The organism is Desulfurobacterium indicum (genome assembly GCF_001968985.1).
Lineage (GTDB): Bacteria > Aquificota > Aquificia > Desulfurobacteriales > Desulfurobacteriaceae > Desulfurobacterium_A > Desulfurobacterium_A indicum.
This window is the reverse complement of record NZ_MOEN01000030.1, coordinates 1-18,161: the sequence shown is the minus strand read 5'-3', so window position 1 is coordinate 18,161 and position 18,161 is coordinate 1. Positions and strand designations below refer to the sequence as shown.

The window sequence follows — 18,161 nt, the reverse complement described above, 5'->3', positions numbered from 1 at the left end:
TGTAGTTCCATTTTTGCCTCCTGGGGTTGGTATTTGTGGGGTGTTCCCCAGGAGGTTATCCCATTTCTCAAGCTTACACAAAATATCGTACACTACCAAGACTGTTAAAACTGCAGCTGGAGAAATAGAGATTGAAACTCCAAGAGATAGAAAAGGAGATTTTGAACCCAAAATAGTCAAAAAACACCAGACAGTTCTTGAAGACCTAGAGAACAAGATAATAGCCCTATATTCAAAAGGAATGACAGTAAGAGACATTCAGGAATTACTTTCCGACATGTATGGAATGGATATAAGCCCCTCTTTGATTTCAAAGATTACCGATAGACTGACTCCAAAAATAGAAGAATGGCAGTCAAGACCACTTGAAAGAATTTACGTTATTCTCTACATAGACTGCATCTTTTACAAAGTACGGCAAGACGGCAAGGTAGTAGATAAAGCAGTTTACGTAGTTATAGGTGTAAATAAAGAAGGACGAAAGGAACTCCTTGGTTTTTGGATAAATGAGACCGAAAGTGCCAGCTTCTGGTTCAAGGTACTAAATGACCTAAAGAGTAGAGGAGTCAAAGACGTTCTGATATTTAGCGTGGATAATCTGTCAGGTATAGGAAAAGCCATAAAAGGAGTATATCCTCAAGCAGAAATACAAAAATGTGTAGTTCACCAGATAAGGAACTCATTAAGATATGTATCGTGGAAAGACAAAAAAGGATTATCATCAGATCTTAAGAAAGTTTATGGAGCAGCTACACTTGAGGAAGCAGAACTTAGGATGGACGAGTTTGAGGAGAAATGGGGAAACAAGTATCCTCACGTAATAAAAAGCTGGAGAACTAACCGGGAAGAGCTTATGGCTTACTTTAAGTATCCGCTTGAACTCAGGAAACTTATGTACACGACGAACATCATAGAGAGTGTTAATAGTAGGTTCAGGAAGGTAACAGATGGAAAGAGGGTATTTCCGAGCGATATGTCAGTTTTAAAGAACCTCTATTTAGCTGCTCTGGGACTTGCGAAAAAATGGAACAGAAGTATTATCAAGGATTGGGGTATCATCTACGGGCAGCTGTCAGTGATTTTCGAAGAGAGGTTAGAGGCATGATAGAATTTACACAGTTCTATGGACACTCCCGAACTTGATTATCTTCCTCCAGCTCCACCGCCTCCAAACCCACCACCGGCCCCAAATCCCCCGTCTCCTCCAGAACTGCTCTTTGAAAGAGAAGCAATACCACTACCTATACCTGCATAAACAACACTAAAGTGTGTTCTAACTCTTCTTTCAACATCGACGTCAGGAAGATCAACATTAAGCTCCTTCATTGCCTTTTCAACCTTATCCGCTACACCAAGAGCTGTTCCATATATAAGCCACTCTTTCCATATGGAAATATCTTCCGGAGCATATTTTTTGATCATGGCCATGTTAGACAGAAAATTTTTAAAACCTTTCCACAGTAAACTTTCTCTATACCTTCTCTCTTTCCATCTGCCAAGAATCTGAGGAGGAAGAAAAAGAAAAATTAAAAGCTGCCCTATTAAAACGGCACAATGAGCAACAACTGACGTAGTATCAATGAGAGGGTCATTTTTGATTAACACTGTGGCAGAAAAAAGCACTAAAAGAACAATCAAAATAACAGCAACAGTACTAAACAGATTATAACCGCGAAGATCAAGATAATCATTCACTATCGAATCATCATTCCACCTTAAAATGGAATCAAAATCTTCCTTCATTGATTTAAGACTTTCTAAACTTTTAGAATTAGTAAGTTCTTTTACTTTAACTTCCAACCTTTCGGGAATAAAAATCTTTTTTCCACCAATATCTTCAGCATAACGTTCAAGGAATGAAAGAACTGAAAGCTCATAAGGATCTTCCGTTGTCATCGATAGAATTTCTATTATAATTCCATTCCCATCACTTCTAATATCTATTAATCCACGCCTTTGCATATCAAGTAAAGTCGCATAAAAAGCATTTTCATCGCAAACAGTCGCATCACCCGAAAAAAGAAGATTAACAACATAAGGTTTCTTTTCTTTATCAGGAATAAAACTTATATACTCGGGAACAGCATCAGAACTTTCGCTACCAAAGCGCTCATAGTAATAGATCATAAAAATTGGAAAGACCAATATAGAAACAAAGATAAGTTTATCAACCAACTTTATCAAAAAGACAAAAGGATTGAAATTGGCTTTTTCTGCAAGAAAAGAAACATTAAAGACTCTTCTATAGAATCCTTTTACAGGATTCCCTTTCAAAACCATTTCAAGTTCAACGAGGGAATCACTCGGAGACTTTCCCTTTATAAAATAACCATTATCCAGCTTTTTAACAGAAAAATGTGGCATATGGACATACAATCTTTCTATTAAATGTTTTGGATCTTTCAAAAAGATCTTCACTTTGGAATAATAGACATGAACATCGGCAAGCTTAATATTTATATGAGAAAATTTACCATCTGTTTCAACAGGCGGATACATACGATAAAAAGCTGAAAAAGAATAAATACCTTTATCAAACTTCTTTAGATTATTTCCCTCCAACCCTTTAACAATTCCCACTTCATTTCTATAAGCCTTGATTTTACATATGGAAGCAAGCACTTTATCGGGAACTTTTAGATAAACCCTTCTTTTATAATCAACAACATACCATGGAAATGCGGAATTTAAAGATTCAACCGTTATGTAAGGGTTATTCAGCTCCTCCCCGTTAAAAGTCAGAGGAACCTTCCAATTCCTAAAAAGCATTGAATATTTGTCACTTTTTTTTACAAAATAATCGAAAGTTTCCCTGATAGAAACCGTATTACCTATAGTTATATCTGCAGTATAATTGACAAGTAAAGAAGAAAAGAAAGAACGAAAGTCAAAGAAAACAAGCAACGAAAGAAGAAAAGAAAGAGCAACGGCAATTCCAAAATATCTTTTCTCCGTCATGGTTTACCATGTAGTATCTGGAGTCTTGTTTATGTCTTCACCAAATTCAAGGTAAGAAAGCTTTTTAAACCCGAACATGGAGGCTACGAGATTTGAAGGAAACATATCAATCTTTGTATTCATTTCCTGAACTATATTATTGTAAGTATATCTATGACGGGCAATTTCGTTCTCCATATCCTGAATAGCCTGAGTAAGTTCAAGAACAATCGATGAAGTCTTAAGCTCCGGATAACTTTCAACGGCAACGTTTATAACTCCCATTAGCTTCCTGGTTTCCTTTTCTATCTCAGATATCTCTTCCGGCGTTTCAGCTTTTGTTATCCCGCTCCTCAAAGCAGCAACTTTCTCAAAAGTTTCTTTCTCAAACTTAGCGTGACTTTTAACTGTATTGACAAGCTGAGAAATCATATCAAGTCTTTTTTTCAAAGCAACCTTAATCTGTCCAAGCGTTGCTTCAGCACCATTTTTAAGCACCTGAAACCTGTTGTAGGTTGAAATCGTGTAAAAAATGATAGCAATTAGAAAAACTATAATCACAATCCTTATCATCTCTAAACCTCATAAATAGCATTATATTGTGTAGTATAGCATTAATCTTTTAAAGGGAGGAAAAATGGGTGTTGAATTTAAATTAAAGGAAATACTAACTGAAAAGAAACTTAAACTGGCAACGGCCGAAAGTTGCACTGGAGGACTTGTAGCAGCAAGAATAGTAAATGTTCCTGGAAGTTCCGAATACTTTATGGGAGGTGTCGTATCCTACGATAACAGTATAAAAATGAAAGTTTTAAATGTATCGACAGAGACACTGCTCAAATATGGTGCTGTAAGCGAAGAAACGGCAAGGGAAATGGTTGAAGGAATCAAAAAACTTATGGGAACAGAATGTGCTATCTCAACAACTGGTATAGCAGGTCCTACGGGAGGAACTCCAGAAAAACCGGTTGGACTGGTTTATATAGGTGTATCGGTAAAAGAAAAAACAGAAGTTTATAAGTTCATATTTAAGGATAGCCACCCGGATCCCGTAAAAAGAAGAAACAAAATAAGAAAGAAAGCGGCAAAAAAAGCTCTAAAACTCTTTCTATCAATGTTAAACGAGGAAATAGATGGCTAAAGTTCTTCTGTGCATTGGAACAAATCTGGGAAACAGAAAACACAATATAGAAAGAGCTCTAAATGCAATAGATAAATATGCTGGAAGAATTCTTAAAACAACAGATATAATGGAAACAAAACCTTTTGGCGTAACAAGACAACCTAACTTCCTTAATATAGGTGTATTGATAAAAACAGAACATCCACCATTTTTACTTCTTAATATCCTTAAAAGGCTCGAGAAAAAAGTCGGAAGATATCCTACATATCGCTGGGGACCAAGGGTAATAGATATTGACATACTAACTTATGAAAACCTCAGAATAGGAACCAAAAAATTAAAAATTCCACATCCCGGAATTAAAGAGAGAGACTTTTTCAAGAAAGCACTGGAACTAACGAAAGAGGGGGCTTTGTAAAGCCCCCATCTTTAATTTTACTTTTTCTTCTTAAGAATTTTTTCAGTAGCCTCTTTAAGATCTTTTCCAGGCTTGAAGTCAGGAACAACTTTTGGAGGAACTTTAACCTCTTTCCCTGTCTTAGGATTCCTTGCAACCCTTGCAGCTCTTTCCTTCATCAGGAAAGTACCAAAACCTCTAATTTCAACCTTGTCCCCTTTCTTGAGGGTTTCTGTTACCACATCAAGAAACGCGTTAAGAGCTGCCTCAGCATCTTTTTTTCTGAGACCTGCCTTTTCAGCAATTGCACTTACAAGCTCGCTCTTTGTCATACCGCTCCCTCCATTAAGAATTATATAGTTGAAAACTATCTTTAACATGAAAATACTATTTCTTTTTTTTTCTGTCAAGAGTTTCACTCTAACTTTGCAAATCTGCCACCAATTGAAGCAGTTTTTCCTCAACTTTATCGATATTTTCAGCAAAAATTGCCACAATTTTATCTCTTGATGTCTCTCCTTTTACTATTTCAACAGAGGAAATCGGCACTTTTAAAGTTTTAGAAAAAAGCTTTCTAACAGCGTCGTTTGCCTTACCTCCTTCAGGTGGTGCCGTTACTTTTATCTTCAGTTTTCCATTTTCCACCCTTACTATTGCGTTCTGCCTCCCTTTCGGTTGAACTTTCACTTCCACCTGGATGTAATTCTTTCCCTTTTTTATGTTTATCATCCGGTTTAATCTCCTCCAGAATCTTTGTCATCTCTATTATTGCAAGTTTTAATTTATTTGCCATCTTTTTCTGAATAATTTTTAACTGTTCTATCTCTGCTTCAATACGTTTCTTTTCTTCTTCAAGCTGTCTTTTCTCTTTTTTAGTCTCTTCAACAATCTTCGCTATCTTCTTCTTCGTATCCTTAACAAGCTCCTTCATTTTACTTTCAGGCGTCTGACTTTCAATCTGCTCCATTTTATTAAGTAAATTTTGAAACTCGTTCGCCAACTCTATCAAAAATGCATCAACCTCATCGGGATTGTAGCCAAAAACTTTTTTAGAAAACTGCTTTGTCCTTATATCTTTTGGCTTAAATTTCAATTTAATATCCATTTTAAAAACCCCTTGTTATGAAATTGTCTATCATCTGCAAAATCATTATAGCAATTAAGGGTGTAATGTCTATTCCGCCAATAGGTGGAATAATTTTTCTAAGAGGCTCCAAAAGGTCCTCAGTAACAGAAATTATCCAGTCTGCAAAACCCGGTCTGTTAGCAGGTGGTATCCATGTAAAAATAGCTCCTATTATTATGAACCAGGTAAGAAACTGTATGAGAAAGTGAACAATATCTCTAACCATTATCATTTTAGTTTCTCCTTCAAAAGCTTAACAATTTTTTCAAGTGCCTTTCCTCTATGACTTATTGCATTCTTTTCTTCCATAGGATATTCTGCAAGAGTTCTCGTATCACCATCCGGAACAAAGATCGGATCATAACCAAAACCTCCACTCCCTCTCGGCTCTGTTATAACCTTACCTTTCAATGTACCTTCACTCCAGAAACCCTTTTTATCTGGAAAAGTGATCATCATAAAACAAACAAACGCAGCCGGAGATTCGGAAATACCTTTATGGAGCAAAAGTTCAACAAGTTTGTTTAAATTCTCTTCGTCTGTGGCATTCTCACCAGCAAAGCGAGAAGAGTGAACGCCGGGAAGTCCCCCCAACGCTTCAACAACAAGACCTGAATCGTCTGATAAAACAGGCATATTCAGCTTCTCTGCATAGAAAGATGACTTCTGATAAACGTTTTCAAGAAACGTATTCCCCGTTTCAGGTGCTTCCAGAACATCAAAATCAAGAAGCGACAAAAACTTTATTCCCAGCATATTAAGTTTCTTACTTATTTCCTCTATTTTGTGTCTGTTTTTACTTGCTATTACAATTTTCACTCTAAACTCCCAAAACCTCTTTCTGTATTTTTATAAGCTCGGTTATACCTTTTTCTGCAAGTTCTAAAAGTCTGTTAAGTTCATTTTTACTAAACGGCCTCTCCTCTCCAGTTCCCTGAATCTCTATAAATTCCCCTTTCTCATTCATAACTACATTCATATCAACCTCAGCTGCCGAATCTTCCTGATAATTAAGATCAAGACAAGGAACAGACTCAACAATACCAACGCTGGTTGCCGCAACAAAAGAAGAAACTGCATCAACAAGCTCCAATCTTTTTAAAGCAAGATAAAGAGCAACAAAAGCACCTGTAATAGACGCAGTTCTCGTTCCTCCATCAGCCTGAATAACATCACAATCTATCCAGATTGTTCTATCACCCAGTTTTTCAAGATCAACAGCACTTCTTAACGCCCTTCCTATCAATCTCTGAATTTCCTGTGTTCTTCCTGAAAGCTTACCTCTGGCAGCTTCTCTTATGTTTCTTGTTGCAGTAGCTCTTGGAAGCATAGAATATTCAGCAGTTATCCAACCTTTCCCCGATTCTTTCAAAAAAGAAGGAACCTTTTCCTCGACGGAAGCAGAGCATATAACCTTTGTATCTCCAACTTCTATTAAACATGAACCTTCAGGATATCTAACATAATCAAGCGTTATTTTTACAGGTCTAATTTCATCATAATCTCTTCCATCAGGTCTAACAAACATCGACAGAAACCTCCTCAATGGAAAAAGAATCTCCCATTATCATTTCAGCAATCTTCTTAAAACGATTACTCATATCACTAACAAGAATCCTCACTTCCCCTTTCCCTGTACATTTAACTTTATTTATAATCTTTCCCGTTTCAAGTGCCGTTTCCTCTGCCGAATCTACTAATTTAATATTATTACACACTTTTCCAATAACATTTTTTAGTAAAGGATAATGAGTACAACCAAGAACAAGCGTATCAATATTTTTATTTTTAAATTCAGAAAGATATCTTTCAGCAACCATATAGGTAATTTCATCTTCAAGCCATCCTTCCTCAATCAACGGAACAAATAGAGGACAAGGCTTTTCAAAGATCTTAAGGAATGGATTTATTGTAAGAATTTCCCTCCTATAAGCACCACTTTTAATTGTAGCTTCTGTTCCTATAACACCTATATTACCCGTCTTAGTTGCCTTAACTGCTGCAGAAGCCCCCGGTTTTACCACACCTAGAACCGGAACATCCATCTCTTTTTCAAGTATATCAAGTGCATAAGAAGATGACGTATTACAGGCAACCACTATAAGCTTAACATTAAACTTACGTAACAATCGTGCATTTTCTAAACTATACCTTATTATTGTTCTCTCGGATTTAGTGCCGTAAGGGACTCTCGCAGTATCGCCAAAATAGATAAAATCTTCATCAGGAAACCTGTCCCTTATAGCCTTTAAAACGGTTAAACCTCCGACACCAGAATCAAAAATACCTATAGGTCTTCTCTCCATAAGCTTCCCTTTACAAAACAGATTTATTGCACTACTTTTAAAATTTAAGCCGCTGTAAAACAGGGAGGAAAATTGAGAAGTTGTAAAGAAATTATAGAAAAAGTTAAAACTTATAGGGATAACTTCGATAGTAAACTTATAGAAAAAGCGTATGAATATGCAAAAGAAAAGCACGAAGGACAATTTAGAAAATCAGGAGAACCTTATTTTTCACATCCGGCTGAAGTAGCCTATATACTTGCAGAAATGAAAATGGACGTTCATACAATAGCTGCCGGACTGCTTCATGATGTTGTGGAAGATACCAATACAACAATAGAAGACATCGAAAAAGAGTTTGGAAAAGAAGTCGCATTTATTGTCGCCGGTGTTACAAAGCTCGAACAGTATAAGTTTTCAAGCAAAGAAGAGAGAAACGCAGAAAGCTTTAGGAAGCTATTAATTTCACTTTCAGAAGACATCCGGGTTTTGATAGTAAAACTGGCAGACCGATTACATAATATGAGAACACTCGGAAGCAGAAGTCCAAATGGCCAGAAAAGAACTGCAAAAGAAACACTGACAATATATGCACCCCTTGCAAACAGACTTGGTCTTTACAGAATAAAAAACGAACTTGAAGATCTATCTCTAAAATACCTTGAACCGGAAATTTACAAAGAACTCCAGGAAAAAGTAAAGGAAAAAAAGAGAGTCATAAGCACCTATCTTTCCGAAATCATAGAAACAGTTAAGAAAAAACTGGAAGAAAACAGCATAGAAGGCAAAATACAGTGGCGATTTAAGCACATATACGGCATTTACAACAAAATGGTAAAAAAGGGTATTCCCTTCGAAGAAGTTTATGACGTTGCAGGTATAAGAATAATAACAGATACCGTACCGAACTGTTACGTTATAGCAGGGCTGATTCACAGTTTATGGATGCCCGTTCCCGGAAGGATAAAAGACTACATAGCTGTTCCAAAACCAAACATGTATCAATCACTACATACAACTGTTGTGGGACCGAGAGGACAGTTTATCGAATTTCAAATAAGAACCCATGAAATGCACCAGATCGCAGAAATGGGAATTGCCGCTCACTGGAAATACAAAGAGGGCGGTGGAAAATTATCAGAATCAGAAAGAGAAAGATTTTTATGGCTCAGAAACTTACTCGAATGGGTAAAGGAAGAAAAAGATACAAAAGAATTTATGGAAAACGTTAAAAGCGACCTATACGAAGAAGATATTTATGTATTTACGCCGAAAGGAGATCTTAAAACACTTCCAAAAGGAGCAACGCCAATCGACTTTGCATACGCAATTCACACAAGTGTTGGACACAGATGTATAAGTGCAAAGGTAAACGGTAAGCTTGTTCCTCTCAACCATGTTTTAAGAAGCGGAGATAAAGTAGAAATAATAACGGGAAACGTTGAAAATCCAAAAAGAGACTGGCTTGCCTTTGTAAAAACATCAAAAGCAAGAACAGCCATAAAATCATTTATAAAAAAACAAGAAAACGAAAAAGCAAAGAAACTTGGTGAAAGCATCGTAGAAAAAATTTTAAGAAGAACAGCCGGGAAAGGTATAAGCTATCTATATGAAAATGACTTTTCAGAACAACTTAAATCTTTAGGATACACATCAGTAGAATTTGCCCTCATAGACGTAGGATTTGGCAAATTAGACGGAGAAAAATTAGTAAGAAGACTTTTAGGTATTCAGGAAGAACAGGAAAAAAAGAAGAAAAAAGGGAAAAAAAACGAAGGTGCCGACATTGTCATTGACGGAATAGAAAACATGCTCGTAACGCTGGCAAAATGTTGCCATCCTCTACCGGGAGACGATGTCGTCGGCATTGTTTCAAAGGGAAAAGGAATAGTCGTTCACACAAGAAACTGTGTTGTAGCCCAGCAGGTTCTTGAAAGTGCACCGGGAAAAGTCCTTTCAATAGAATTTAAACCGTCAGACAAACTCTACCCTGCAAAAATAAGAGTATTTATAGAAGACAGACCCGGTATGCTGGCAGCCGTATCGGCAAAAATAGCAGAAACGAAAACAAACATTGTAAGTGCATACACGAGAACAGTAGGAGGAAAAGCAATCCTTGATTTTACACTACAGGTAAAAGATGTTTCTCAACTTCAAAAAGTAATAAACGCAATAAAATCGACAAAGGGCGTAATAAACATTAAAAGAATAAGAAGAGAAAAAATAAAGATCAAGTAATGGAGGCGGCGGGCGGATTTGAACCGCCGAATAAGGGATTTGCAGTCCCCTGCCTTGCCACTTGGCTACGCCGCCGCTATGGAGCGGGCGACGGGACTTGAACCCGCGACCCCAACCTTGGCAAGGTTGTGCTCTACCAACTGAGCTACGCCCGCGATCAACTGCTATTATACAAAATTGTGGTGCGGGAGGAGGGAGTCGAACCCTCACGTCACAAGGACACTGGATCCTAAGTCCAGCGCGTCTGCCAGTTCCGCCACTCCCGCATTTAATGGGGTGGGAGACGGGACTTGAACCCGCGACCGCCGGGGCCACAACCCGGCGCTCCACCGGCTGAGCTACTCCCACCACTATGCGGGAATAAAAAAATGGCTGGGGCGGCAGGATTCGAACCTGCGAATGGCGGATCCAAAGTCCGCTGCCTTACCGCTTGGCTACGCCCCAACTCAAATTGCAGAACAAAATTTAACCCACCAACCTTTTCTTTGCAAGGGGGTAATGTCTATTTTTTTATTTTTATCTACGATAGTAAATAAACTTGAACCACTTCCACTCATTAAAACTTTCGTGCCCACAACATCTTCAATTATTTTTTTAGCTTCCATAACCTCTTTTATACAAGGCGCTCTTGAAGATTCAAGATCATTCCACATGTTTTCTCTTAAAGTATCTAAATCACCCTTCATAAGAGGAATAAGTATAAGTCTTTCGGCGTCTTCTATGCTGATCTCCCTCTTTATGGGTGGTAAATATTTATAAACCTCTGCCGTAGAACAAAAGATATTGGGATAAACGAGAAGAATATCAAACTTATGTTTTCCGTAAAATATGAGCTTTTCTCCTCTACCGTAACCTATAGCAAGACCACCTTTAATAAAAAAAGCAACATCAGAACCTATCTCGGCAGCCATCTCCATCAACTTTTCTTCATCAACAGGATAGTTATAAAGCATATTTAAACCTTTCAGAACAAGGGCCGCATTTGAACTACCGCCGCCAAGACCGGCACCTATCGGTATGTGCTTTTCCAGCGTTATACTGACTTTAGGCTTTATACCAGTATGTTTTGAGAAAACATCACAGGCTTTTATTATAAGATTGTCTCCACCAGCAGGCACTATAGTAGAACCAGCCACATTAAGCTCAAGCTGACCTGACTGCTGAATAGATATATAATCAAATACGTTTATCGTATGAAAAACGGTTAATATATCGTGATAACCGTCATCCCTTTTCCCGTTAACCCAGAGGGATAAATTTATCTTTGCCGGAGATGGTAATATTATCTTCATAGTGAGAGTATTATAACACTTCAAAGGGTTAAACTATGGAATCACTTTCCGTATCAATGATCGTTAAAAACGGTGAAAGATACCTTGAAAACGTATTAGAAAGCATAAAAGAACTTGCCGACGAAATTGTTATCGTTGATTCAGGTTCAACAGATAAAACAGTAGAAATTGCAAAAAGTTTCGGCGCCAAAGTAGTTTTCAGAGAATTTGATAATTTTATCAACCAGAAAAACTACGCCCTCTCACTCTGTTCAAAAAACTGGGTTCTATTTCTTGACGATGACGAAATCGTCGACGAACAACTCAAGGAAGAAATAAAAAAAATAAAAGAAAAAGGCTCAAAATACGAAGGTTTTAGAATAAACAGGCTGACAAACTATCTTGGAAAATGGATAAAACATGCATGGTATCCGGACTGGCATGTTAGACTTGCAAAGAAAAATTCCTGCAAGTGGAAGGGAGATGAGGTTCATGAAACGCTTAAAATCAACGGAGAAATAGGCTATTTAAAAGGAAACATTCTTCATTATTCCTACCCAGATATAAAAACTCACGTTAATAAAATAAACTTTTATACAACACTGTATGCAATAGGTGCACACAAAAAAGGAAAGAAATTTTCAACACTCAAAATGGTATCTTCATCAATAGGAGCATTTATAAGGAGATACTTTATAAAAAAAGGATTCCTTGACGGATTTGAAGGATTTGTTATATCTGTTATGAGTTCTTACTACAGTTTCTTAAAATACCTTAAACTCTGGGAGATCGAAAAAAGGAGCAGAAAAAAATGATAGCAACTATATTTAAATGGACAGTAATAGCAATGACGCTGTTTGCAACATTTTTACTTATACTCATGGCAGTAGGAACCACAATAAGAGCTTTAAGAGAGAGGAAAAAATAGTTGTTTGCCGAAGTGGCTCTAAACATACCCCTTGACAGAACATTCATATACCGGGTGCCTGAAAAGGCATCATCAAAACCACAATTAGGTAAGCGTGTTATAGTTCCGTTTGGGAAAAGTGACTTTCTAAAAACAGGAATTATTGTTTCATTAAAGGAGAAAATCGAAGATATAAACGAAACATACATAAAGGAAATATTTGACATACCTGACAACTTTTCCCTGTTTACAGAAAACAACATAGAACTTGCCAGAGAAATTGCAAAAAGATACGCATCCTCTCTGGGAGAAGTCCTATTTTTGTTTTTACCTTCCGGATTTGTTATCGAAGAAACAAGCTACATATACCTTAAAAGGGAAGATCATGTAAAAGGAAAAATAGAAAAACAAATAGTAGATTATCTGAAAAAGAAAAAAGGAAAAGTAAAACTCATATCACTCTCAAGAGCTATAAAGGGAAAATCTGTTTACTCAACAGTTAAAAATTTAATCAGAAAAGGAATAGTAGGAAAAGAAGAAGATATAACCTACACGCTTTTACCTACGCAAAAATTTGCAGTATTAAATGAGATAAAACCTGTAAAGGGAAAAAAAGAAATAAAAGCTCTTGAAATCCTTAAATCTGCTAAAGAACTCCCGGTAAAAACATTAAAAGAAATGGGAATATCCTACGACACGATAAAAAGGCTATCAGCCAAAGGCATAATAAGGATAGAAGAGAGAGAGCATCTCGTAAACGTTAAAAAACAGGCACTTACAGACAATAGAAAAATAATTTTGACAGCCAATCAAAAAAAGGCATTAAACGAAATAATGACAAGCAAAGATGAAACGTTTCTTCTTTACGGAGTAACAGGTTCCGGAAAAATGGAAGTTTACCTTCATGCAGCACTTGAAACCGTCAAAAGAGGAAAAAGCGTCTTAATTCTTGTTCCAGAACTTTTGTTAACGCCAGAACTAAGAGCAAGGGTAGAAAACTACTTTGGAGAAAATATCGTAGTTTTTCACAGCAAATTGAGCAAAAAAGAGCTTGTATCACAGTGGCTAAAAGCTGTAAAAGGAAAGAGTAAAGTATTCATGGGCACCAGAATGTCCCTCATGCTCCCGATAAAAGATCTTGGACTGATAATAGTCGACGAAGAGCAGGACACATCTTACAAAGAACAACAGAAACCGCTCTACCACGCAAGAGAAATGGCAGTTAAACGAGGAAACATAGAAAAATGCCCAGTCATTTTAGTATCTGCCACACCATCTGTCGAAAGCTATTACAGAGCTTCAATCGGAAAGTATAAAGCCCTGGAACTCAAAAAAAGGATATCAAACATTCCACTTCCATACATAAAAGTAGTTGACTTAAAAGAAGAAAAAAGAGTAGGCATATTTTCAGAATCTCTGATTTCAGCCATAAAAAACACCGTCAAAAAAGGCGAACAGGTGCTCCTTTTTATAAACAGGCGAGGATTTTTCTCATCCGGGTTCTGTCCAAAATGCGGATTCGTAGCAGAATGTGAAGACTGCGCCGTTCCTCTCGTCTATCACAAAAACATGAACAAGTTAATCTGTCACATATGTGGTAAAAAATACAGCCCCATATACAGATGTCCAGAATGCGGAACAAAACTCGAATTCAAAGGCTACGGAACGGAAAGGGTCGAAGAAGAAGTAAAAGTTCTATTTCCTGAATTCAGAACTATAAGGCTGGACCAGGACAGCGTAAGGAATCCGACAAAAGGTGCAAAACTGATATCAGACATAAAAAACGGTAAATATGACATCATTGTAGGAACACAAATAGCAAGCAAAGGACACAACTTTCCCAAACTTACGCTCGTTGCCGTTTTAATGGCAGACACAGGATACCTACTTCCTGATTTCCGCTCGGCAGAAAGAACCTTTCAGACGATAGTCCACACTACCGGAAGAGCAGGAAGATTCAAGCCGGGAGCAGCAATAGTTCAGGCTTTTGATCCTGAAAATCCTGCGGTTAAATATGCTGCAGAATATAAATTTGACCTGTTTTATAAAGAAGAGATAGAAGCCAGAGAAATCTTTAACTACCCACCGTTCTCATACCCGGTAGTGTTGGAATTCCAGATAGAAAAGACATCTAAGTTTCGAAAAGTTGAAGACAAATTTAACATACTTAAAGAAAAGATTAAACCATATTTTAACGTACCGCCTCTAAACCCGGCACCAATACCCAAAATATCCGGCAGATACAGATTCATAACATTTATGAGAGCGGCAAATGAAAACGATCTCCTAAAAGGGGTAGATATTCTCAAAAAAGAGATGCCAATTCTTTTCAGAGGCATAAGATACAAAATAGATGTTGATCCTGTCTATCTACTGTGACTTGAAGTTTTTAAAAATAACGGTTACTTTATCAGTATAAAAGTATCTTTGGAGAAAAAATGGCCTGCAAAGAGTGTTCCGGAACGGGATGGATAATCATTAAAACAAACGGAAAAAGAGAAGCGGTAAGGTGCAGATGCCAATTTAATGTCCTTAGAAAAGAATTTATTAAAGCTTCTGGAATTCCTTCAAGATATAAAAACTGTAAGTTTAAAACCTTTATTCCTCAAACTCTATACCAGAAAAGGGCGTTAAGACTCTGTAAAGAGTTTTTTAAACTTTATCCTTTTGTAGATAAAGGACTGGTTCTTTACGGTCCTCCCGGAGTTGGAAAAACACACCTTGCAGTAGCATTACTTATAAACATTTTAAAATACAAAGGTTTGAGAGGCAGATTTGTTGATTTTAGGAACCTTCTTATCGATATAAAAACGACGTTTGATACCAAAGAATCGTCTCAAGAGCTCCTGCATAGAGTAATGGAAGTTCCCTTACTCATACTTGATGACGTAGGTGCAGAAAGAACAACCGACTGGGCAAAAGATATTCTTTCAACAATAATCAACTACCGATATACAAATAGTTTACCTACAATAATCACAACAAACCTTACGTTTGACTCACCTCTCGACGACAGTTTTTCATCCAGATTTGGCGAAAGAACGGAATCAAGAATTTACGAAATGTGCAAACTAATAAGGGTGGAAGGAAATGACTACAGAAAAGAAAAAAATCAAGTATAAGCATATAGGAATAATATCTAATCCTACTAAAAAAGACGCTGCCGAAGGCGTTAAAAAGATAATTTCTCTTCTACTTGAAAAAGGAACAGTAGTATGGACGGAAGAAGAAACAGCATCACTGCTTTCGCCGGAAATGATGAAAAAAATAAAAGTTGTTGATAGAGTATGTCTTCCCGATAGAGTTGAAGTTATGATAGTTTTAGGAGGGGACGGGACCTTTCTAAACGTTGCAAGACTTATAGACAAAAAACCTGTTCCCATCTTAGGAGTAAACTTCGGAACACTTGGATTTCTTACAGAACTAACAATGGATGAAATAGAAGAAAGCATCGACAAACTGTTAAACGGCAAATTCATAGTAGAAAACAGACCAGTAATAAGAGTTAAACTAACAAGAAGAAATGGCCACATAGCTATATACAGATGTGTTAATGAAGTGGTAATAAAGAGAGATACTCTGGCAAGAATAATAGAGGTTGAACTAAGAGCAAACGGGAAGTTTGTCAGCACTTTCAGAGGAGACGGTCTCATAGTTGCCACACCGACCGGTTCAACAGCTTACTCATTATCAGCAGGAGGTCCAATAATATTTCCTACTTTAAGCGCAATGCTTATAACACCTATATGTCCCCACACGCTCACAATGAGGCCTCTTGTAATAGACGGAAGTATTGTTCTCACCGCACAGCTTAAAACAACAAGCGAAACGGTAATGGTTATATTTGACGGTCAGGAAGGCATAGAACTAAGAAAAGGTGACAGACTTGACATAACCAAATCTCCTTACGATCTACTCATCCTGAGAGATCCTGACAAATCCTACTATCAAACATTGAGAGAAAAACTTCACTGGGGTTAAAGATGAAAAAGCTTTTAATGGTTATTTTCCTTCTCTTAACATCTGTATCTCCGGCAGCAACGTTAAAAACACCTGAAAGTGCCCAGATTTACAATGGAAAAATATACGTTTCTAACATCGGAAATCTTCCCCCATCAAGCAAAGACGGAGACGGCTTCATCGCGGTTCTCAATCTCGATGGAAGTTTTAATAAAATTCTTACAAAAGGATTAAATGCACCTAAAGGAATAACATTTGCAAATGGAAAACTGTTTGTAACAGATATAGACAGAGTGTTGGAAATAGACCCACAAACGGGAAAAATAGAAAAAGTAATTCTCATAGAAAACTCTAGATTTTTAAACGACATAACAACAGACGGAAAAGATCTATTCGTATCAGACACACAAACAAACACAATTTTTAAAATTCCTCTTTCAACTTTACAACCGGAAATTCTGGTTAAATCCCCACTTCTTGAAGGGCCTAACGGACTGATATTCAAAGGAAAAACTCTACTCTGCGTTACATGGAATACAGGAAAAGTTTTAGCCATAAAAGACGGAAAAATTGAAAAATTATGCAAAATAAACGGAAATCTTGATGGAATAGTCGTTACCAAAAAAGGAAACGTTCTTTTCTCAGACTTTAAAAACGGAATTATCTATCAGCTAATAGGAAAAACAGCAGTTCCTGTCTTTAAAGGACTAATTACGCCAGCTGACATAGGATATAAAAATGATATACTAACTATACCTCAATTCTATGCTAATAGTGTTAAAATTTTAAAGGTTAAAAGATGAAAGAAACCAAAAAGATAATCATAATAACTGGACTTTCTGGAGGCGGAAAGTCCACAGCTGCTAAATATCTTGAAGACCTTGAATTTTATTGCATAGATAATATTCCCCCTGACCTTATCCCAAACCTTTTCCACCTTATAAACGAAAATCCTGAAATTCACAGAGCTGCTCTTGTTCTTGATATAAGAAATCCGAAATTCCGAGAGCTTGCAGGCGGAATGCTTCAAAGGCTCAAAAAGGAATTTCCGGAAGTAGAAGTCTGGTTCTTTAAAGCCGATGAAAAAACACTTATAAAACGTTTCAGCGAAACAAGAAGACCACATCCATTACAGAGATATGAATCAGAAAAAAGCCTACAAGAGTTAATAGAAGAAGAAATAGAGTATTTAAAACCGGTTGAAGAAGAAGCAACCAAAATTTTAGACACTTCACACATGACGCCTCACGAACTCAAGCAGCTTATAAAAGACCTTATAGCTGGCGGAAAGGGAACGTTCAAAATAACATTTTTATCTTTTGGCTTTAAATACGGCATACCTCAGGAAGCAGACAACGTTTTTGACGTAAGATTTCTTCCAAATCCCCACTTTGTTCCCGAACTAAGAGCAAAAACAGGCATGGATAAAGAAGTGAAAAAATTTATTCTGAAATTTCCCGAAACACTTTCGCTAATAGAAAAATTAAAAGATTTAATATTTTTCACAATTCCCCACTACTATAGAGAAGGGAAAAGCTACCTTACCTTTGCCTTCGGATGTACCGGAGGACAGCACCGTTCAGTGGCAATTGCAGAAATTCTTGCAGAAGCAGTTGCAAAGGAGTTTCCCGATTTTGATATATTTGTAGAACATAGAGAACAGAAAAAAAGGAAAAATATTTCAAAAAGATCTCACGCCAAAAAATAATTTAATTAAATTTCAAGCTATTCCAAGTTTATAAAATTCACCTTCTGAGAAAAGGAATTCTATTTTTTTCTAACAATAAAATTAACATAGCAATAATCGTCATATTTATTTTCATCAATATTAAAGGAACTTGGTTGTGTCAATAATTTTGTGTAAACCATTAGGAGTACCTCCTGGAGAACATATCCTGAAGTTCTTCCTTAGCCTCA

The 18,161-nt window shown here is 36.9% G+C and carries 20 protein-coding genes and 5 tRNA genes; 10 read left to right on the top strand and 15 right to left on the bottom strand.

Features of this window, described 5'->3' with window-relative positions; all coding sequences use genetic code 11:
* Positions 1–1,105, top strand: a 1,105-nt coding sequence (locus BLW93_RS07335) for an IS256 family transposase (RefSeq protein ID WP_144444032.1), incomplete at its 5' end; no start/stop codon positions are given.
* Between the two features lie 38 nt (positions 1,106–1,143).
* On the opposite strand, the gene BLW93_RS07330 is transcribed toward BLW93_RS07335, so the two are convergent.
* Both BLW93_RS07330 and BLW93_RS07325 read right to left on the bottom strand, forming a co-directional pair.
* Complete coding sequence (locus BLW93_RS07330) at positions 1,144–2,958, bottom strand: DUF2207 family protein (RefSeq protein WP_076713433.1); 1,815 nt, start codon at positions 2,956–2,958, stop codon at positions 1,144–1,146.
* Between the two features lie 3 nt (positions 2,959–2,961).
* Entirely contained in the window at positions 2,962–3,510 is a 549-nt protein-coding gene (locus BLW93_RS07325) for a LemA family protein (RefSeq protein ID WP_076713432.1), read from the bottom strand.
* Between the two features lie 64 nt (positions 3,511–3,574).
* Here BLW93_RS07325 and BLW93_RS07320 point away from each other — a divergent pair, with 64 nt between their 5' ends.
* Together BLW93_RS07320 and folK are read left to right on the top strand one after the other, a co-directional pair.
* A complete protein-coding gene (locus tag BLW93_RS07320; protein WP_076713431.1) occupies positions 3,575–4,078 on the top strand; it encodes a CinA family protein in 504 nt (167 codons plus the stop codon).
* Positions 4,071–4,478, top strand: a complete 408-nt coding sequence (gene folK / locus BLW93_RS07315) for a 2-amino-4-hydroxy-6-hydroxymethyldihydropteridine diphosphokinase (protein ID WP_076713430.1) — start codon at positions 4,071–4,073, stop codon at positions 4,476–4,478. The genes BLW93_RS07320 and folK overlap by 8 nt, the downstream gene beginning before the upstream one ends.
* A gap of 17 nt (positions 4,479–4,495) precedes the next feature.
* On the opposite strand, the gene BLW93_RS07310 is transcribed toward folK, so the two are convergent.
* The 7 genes from BLW93_RS07310 to murI form a co-directional block, all read right to left on the bottom strand.
* Positions 4,496–4,789, bottom strand: coding sequence for an HU family DNA-binding protein (locus BLW93_RS07310; RefSeq protein ID WP_076713429.1), 294 nt, complete (start codon positions 4,787–4,789; stop codon positions 4,496–4,498).
* 88 nt (positions 4,790–4,877) lie between these two features.
* The gene (locus BLW93_RS07305) at positions 4,878–5,102 is read right to left on the bottom strand and encodes a DUF167 domain-containing protein (protein WP_245792009.1); all 225 of its coding nucleotides are present in this window, start codon (positions 5,100–5,102) and stop codon (positions 4,878–4,880) included.
* A complete protein-coding gene (locus BLW93_RS08975; protein WP_076713427.1) occupies positions 5,059–5,562 on the bottom strand; it encodes a DivIVA domain-containing protein in 504 nt (167 codons plus the stop codon). The genes BLW93_RS07305 and BLW93_RS08975 overlap by 44 nt, the downstream gene beginning before the upstream one ends.
* Position 5,563: 1 nt before the next feature.
* Complete coding sequence (locus BLW93_RS07295; protein WP_245792008.1) at positions 5,564–5,815, bottom strand: YggT family protein; 252 nt, start codon at positions 5,813–5,815, stop codon at positions 5,564–5,566.
* The gene (rdgB, locus tag BLW93_RS07290; protein ID WP_076713426.1) at positions 5,812–6,402 is read right to left on the bottom strand and encodes an RdgB/HAM1 family non-canonical purine NTP pyrophosphatase; all 591 of its coding nucleotides are present in this window, start codon (positions 6,400–6,402) and stop codon (positions 5,812–5,814) included. The genes BLW93_RS07295 and rdgB overlap by 4 nt, the downstream gene beginning before the upstream one ends.
* Position 6,403: 1 nt before the next feature.
* On the bottom strand, positions 6,404–7,111 hold the full coding sequence (gene rph, locus BLW93_RS07285; protein ID WP_076713425.1) for a ribonuclease PH: 708 nt from the start codon (positions 7,109–7,111) through the stop codon (positions 6,404–6,406).
* Complete coding sequence (murI, locus tag BLW93_RS07280) at positions 7,101–7,889, bottom strand: glutamate racemase (protein ID WP_076713424.1); 789 nt, start codon at positions 7,887–7,889, stop codon at positions 7,101–7,103. Before murI ends, rph begins: the two co-directional genes overlap by 11 nt.
* A gap of 72 nt (positions 7,890–7,961) precedes the next feature.
* Here murI and BLW93_RS07275 point away from each other — a divergent pair, with 72 nt between their 5' ends.
* The gene (locus BLW93_RS07275; RefSeq protein WP_076713423.1) at positions 7,962–10,106 is read left to right on the top strand and encodes a RelA/SpoT family protein; all 2,145 of its coding nucleotides are present in this window, start codon (positions 7,962–7,964) and stop codon (positions 10,104–10,106) included.
* Here the strand turns inward: BLW93_RS07275 and BLW93_RS07270 are convergent.
* From BLW93_RS07270 to ispE, 6 genes are all read right to left on the bottom strand, one after another.
* Positions 10,107–10,181, bottom strand: a tRNA-Cys gene (locus tag BLW93_RS07270).
* 4 nt (positions 10,182–10,185) lie between these two features.
* Positions 10,186–10,261: transfer RNA gene (locus tag BLW93_RS07265), tRNA-Gly, on the bottom strand.
* 25 nt (positions 10,262–10,286) lie between these two features.
* Positions 10,287–10,372, bottom strand: a tRNA-Leu gene (locus BLW93_RS07260).
* Between the two features lie 6 nt (positions 10,373–10,378).
* Positions 10,379–10,454: transfer RNA gene (locus BLW93_RS07255), tRNA-His, on the bottom strand.
* A 21-nt stretch (positions 10,455–10,475) separates the two neighbouring features.
* Positions 10,476–10,550, bottom strand: a tRNA-Gln gene (locus BLW93_RS07250).
* A 2-nt stretch (positions 10,551–10,552) separates the two neighbouring features.
* A complete protein-coding gene (ispE, locus tag BLW93_RS07245) occupies positions 10,553–11,398 on the bottom strand; it encodes a 4-(cytidine 5'-diphospho)-2-C-methyl-D-erythritol kinase (protein ID WP_076713422.1) in 846 nt (281 codons plus the stop codon).
* A gap of 35 nt (positions 11,399–11,433) precedes the next feature.
* Between ispE and BLW93_RS07240 the strand changes: the two genes are divergently transcribed.
* The 6 genes from BLW93_RS07240 (at position 11,434) to rapZ (ending at position 17,952) form a co-directional block, all read left to right on the top strand.
* The gene (locus BLW93_RS07240) at positions 11,434–12,192 is read left to right on the top strand and encodes a glycosyltransferase family 2 protein (RefSeq protein ID WP_076713421.1); all 759 of its coding nucleotides are present in this window, start codon (positions 11,434–11,436) and stop codon (positions 12,190–12,192) included.
* A 113-nt stretch (positions 12,193–12,305) separates the two neighbouring features.
* Positions 12,306–14,663: a replication restart helicase PriA gene (gene priA, locus BLW93_RS07235; protein ID WP_076713420.1), complete on the top strand. Its 2,358-nt coding sequence runs from the start codon at positions 12,306–12,308 to the stop codon at positions 14,661–14,663.
* A gap of 59 nt (positions 14,664–14,722) precedes the next feature.
* Positions 14,723–15,406 carry an ATP-binding protein gene (locus tag BLW93_RS07230; protein ID WP_076713419.1) on the top strand — a complete coding sequence of 228 codons (684 nt, stop codon included), beginning with the start codon at positions 14,723–14,725 and terminating at the stop codon, positions 15,404–15,406.
* Positions 15,375–16,265, top strand: a complete 891-nt coding sequence (locus BLW93_RS07225) for an NAD(+)/NADH kinase (RefSeq protein WP_076713418.1) — start codon at positions 15,375–15,377, stop codon at positions 16,263–16,265. Before BLW93_RS07230 ends, BLW93_RS07225 begins: the two co-directional genes overlap by 32 nt.
* Before the next feature lie 2 nt (positions 16,266–16,267).
* Positions 16,268–17,047, top strand: a complete 780-nt coding sequence (locus BLW93_RS07220) for an NHL repeat-containing protein (RefSeq protein ID WP_076713417.1) — start codon at positions 16,268–16,270, stop codon at positions 17,045–17,047.
* A complete protein-coding gene (rapZ, locus tag BLW93_RS07215) occupies positions 17,044–17,952 on the top strand; it encodes an RNase adapter RapZ (protein WP_076713416.1) in 909 nt (302 codons plus the stop codon). The genes BLW93_RS07220 and rapZ overlap by 4 nt, the downstream gene beginning before the upstream one ends.
* Positions 17,953–18,161 lie beyond the last annotated feature (209 nt).

Coding starts and splice junctions, on each gene's coding strand:
- BLW93_RS07330 (WP_076713433.1), bottom strand. CDS start 2,958: ATGACGGAGAAAAGATATTTTGGAATTGCCGTTGCTCTTTCTTTTCTT.
- BLW93_RS07325 (WP_076713432.1), bottom strand. CDS start 3,510: ATGATAAGGATTGTGATTATAGTTTTTCTAATTGCTATCATTTTTTAC.
- BLW93_RS07320 (WP_076713431.1), top strand. CDS start 3,575: ATGGGTGTTGAATTTAAATTAAAGGAAATACTAACTGAAAAGAAACTT.
- folK (WP_076713430.1), top strand. CDS start 4,071: ATGGCTAAAGTTCTTCTGTGCATTGGAACAAATCTGGGAAACAGAAAA.
- BLW93_RS07310 (WP_076713429.1), bottom strand. CDS start 4,789: ATGACAAAGAGCGAGCTTGTAAGTGCAATTGCTGAAAAGGCAGGTCTC.
- BLW93_RS08975 (WP_076713427.1), bottom strand. CDS start 5,562: ATGGATATTAAATTGAAATTTAAGCCAAAAGATATAAGGACAAAGCAG.
- BLW93_RS07295 (WP_245792008.1), bottom strand. CDS start 5,815: ATGATAATGGTTAGAGATATTGTTCACTTTCTCATACAGTTTCTTACC.
- rph (WP_076713425.1), bottom strand. CDS start 7,111: ATGTTTGTTAGACCTGATGGAAGAGATTATGATGAAATTAGACCTGTA.
- murI (WP_076713424.1), bottom strand. CDS start 7,889: ATGGAGAGAAGACCTATAGGTATTTTTGATTCTGGTGTCGGAGGTTTA.
- ispE (WP_076713422.1), bottom strand. CDS start 11,398: ATGAAGATAATATTACCATCTCCGGCAAAGATAAATTTATCCCTCTGG.
- BLW93_RS07240 (WP_076713421.1), top strand. CDS start 11,434: ATGGAATCACTTTCCGTATCAATGATCGTTAAAAACGGTGAAAGATAC.
- BLW93_RS07230 (WP_076713419.1), top strand. CDS start 14,723: ATGGCCTGCAAAGAGTGTTCCGGAACGGGATGGATAATCATTAAAACA.
- BLW93_RS07225 (WP_076713418.1), top strand. CDS start 15,375: ATGACTACAGAAAAGAAAAAAATCAAGTATAAGCATATAGGAATAATA.
- BLW93_RS07220 (WP_076713417.1), top strand. CDS start 16,268: ATGAAAAAGCTTTTAATGGTTATTTTCCTTCTCTTAACATCTGTATCT.
- rapZ (WP_076713416.1), top strand. CDS start 17,044: ATGAAAGAAACCAAAAAGATAATCATAATAACTGGACTTTCTGGAGGC.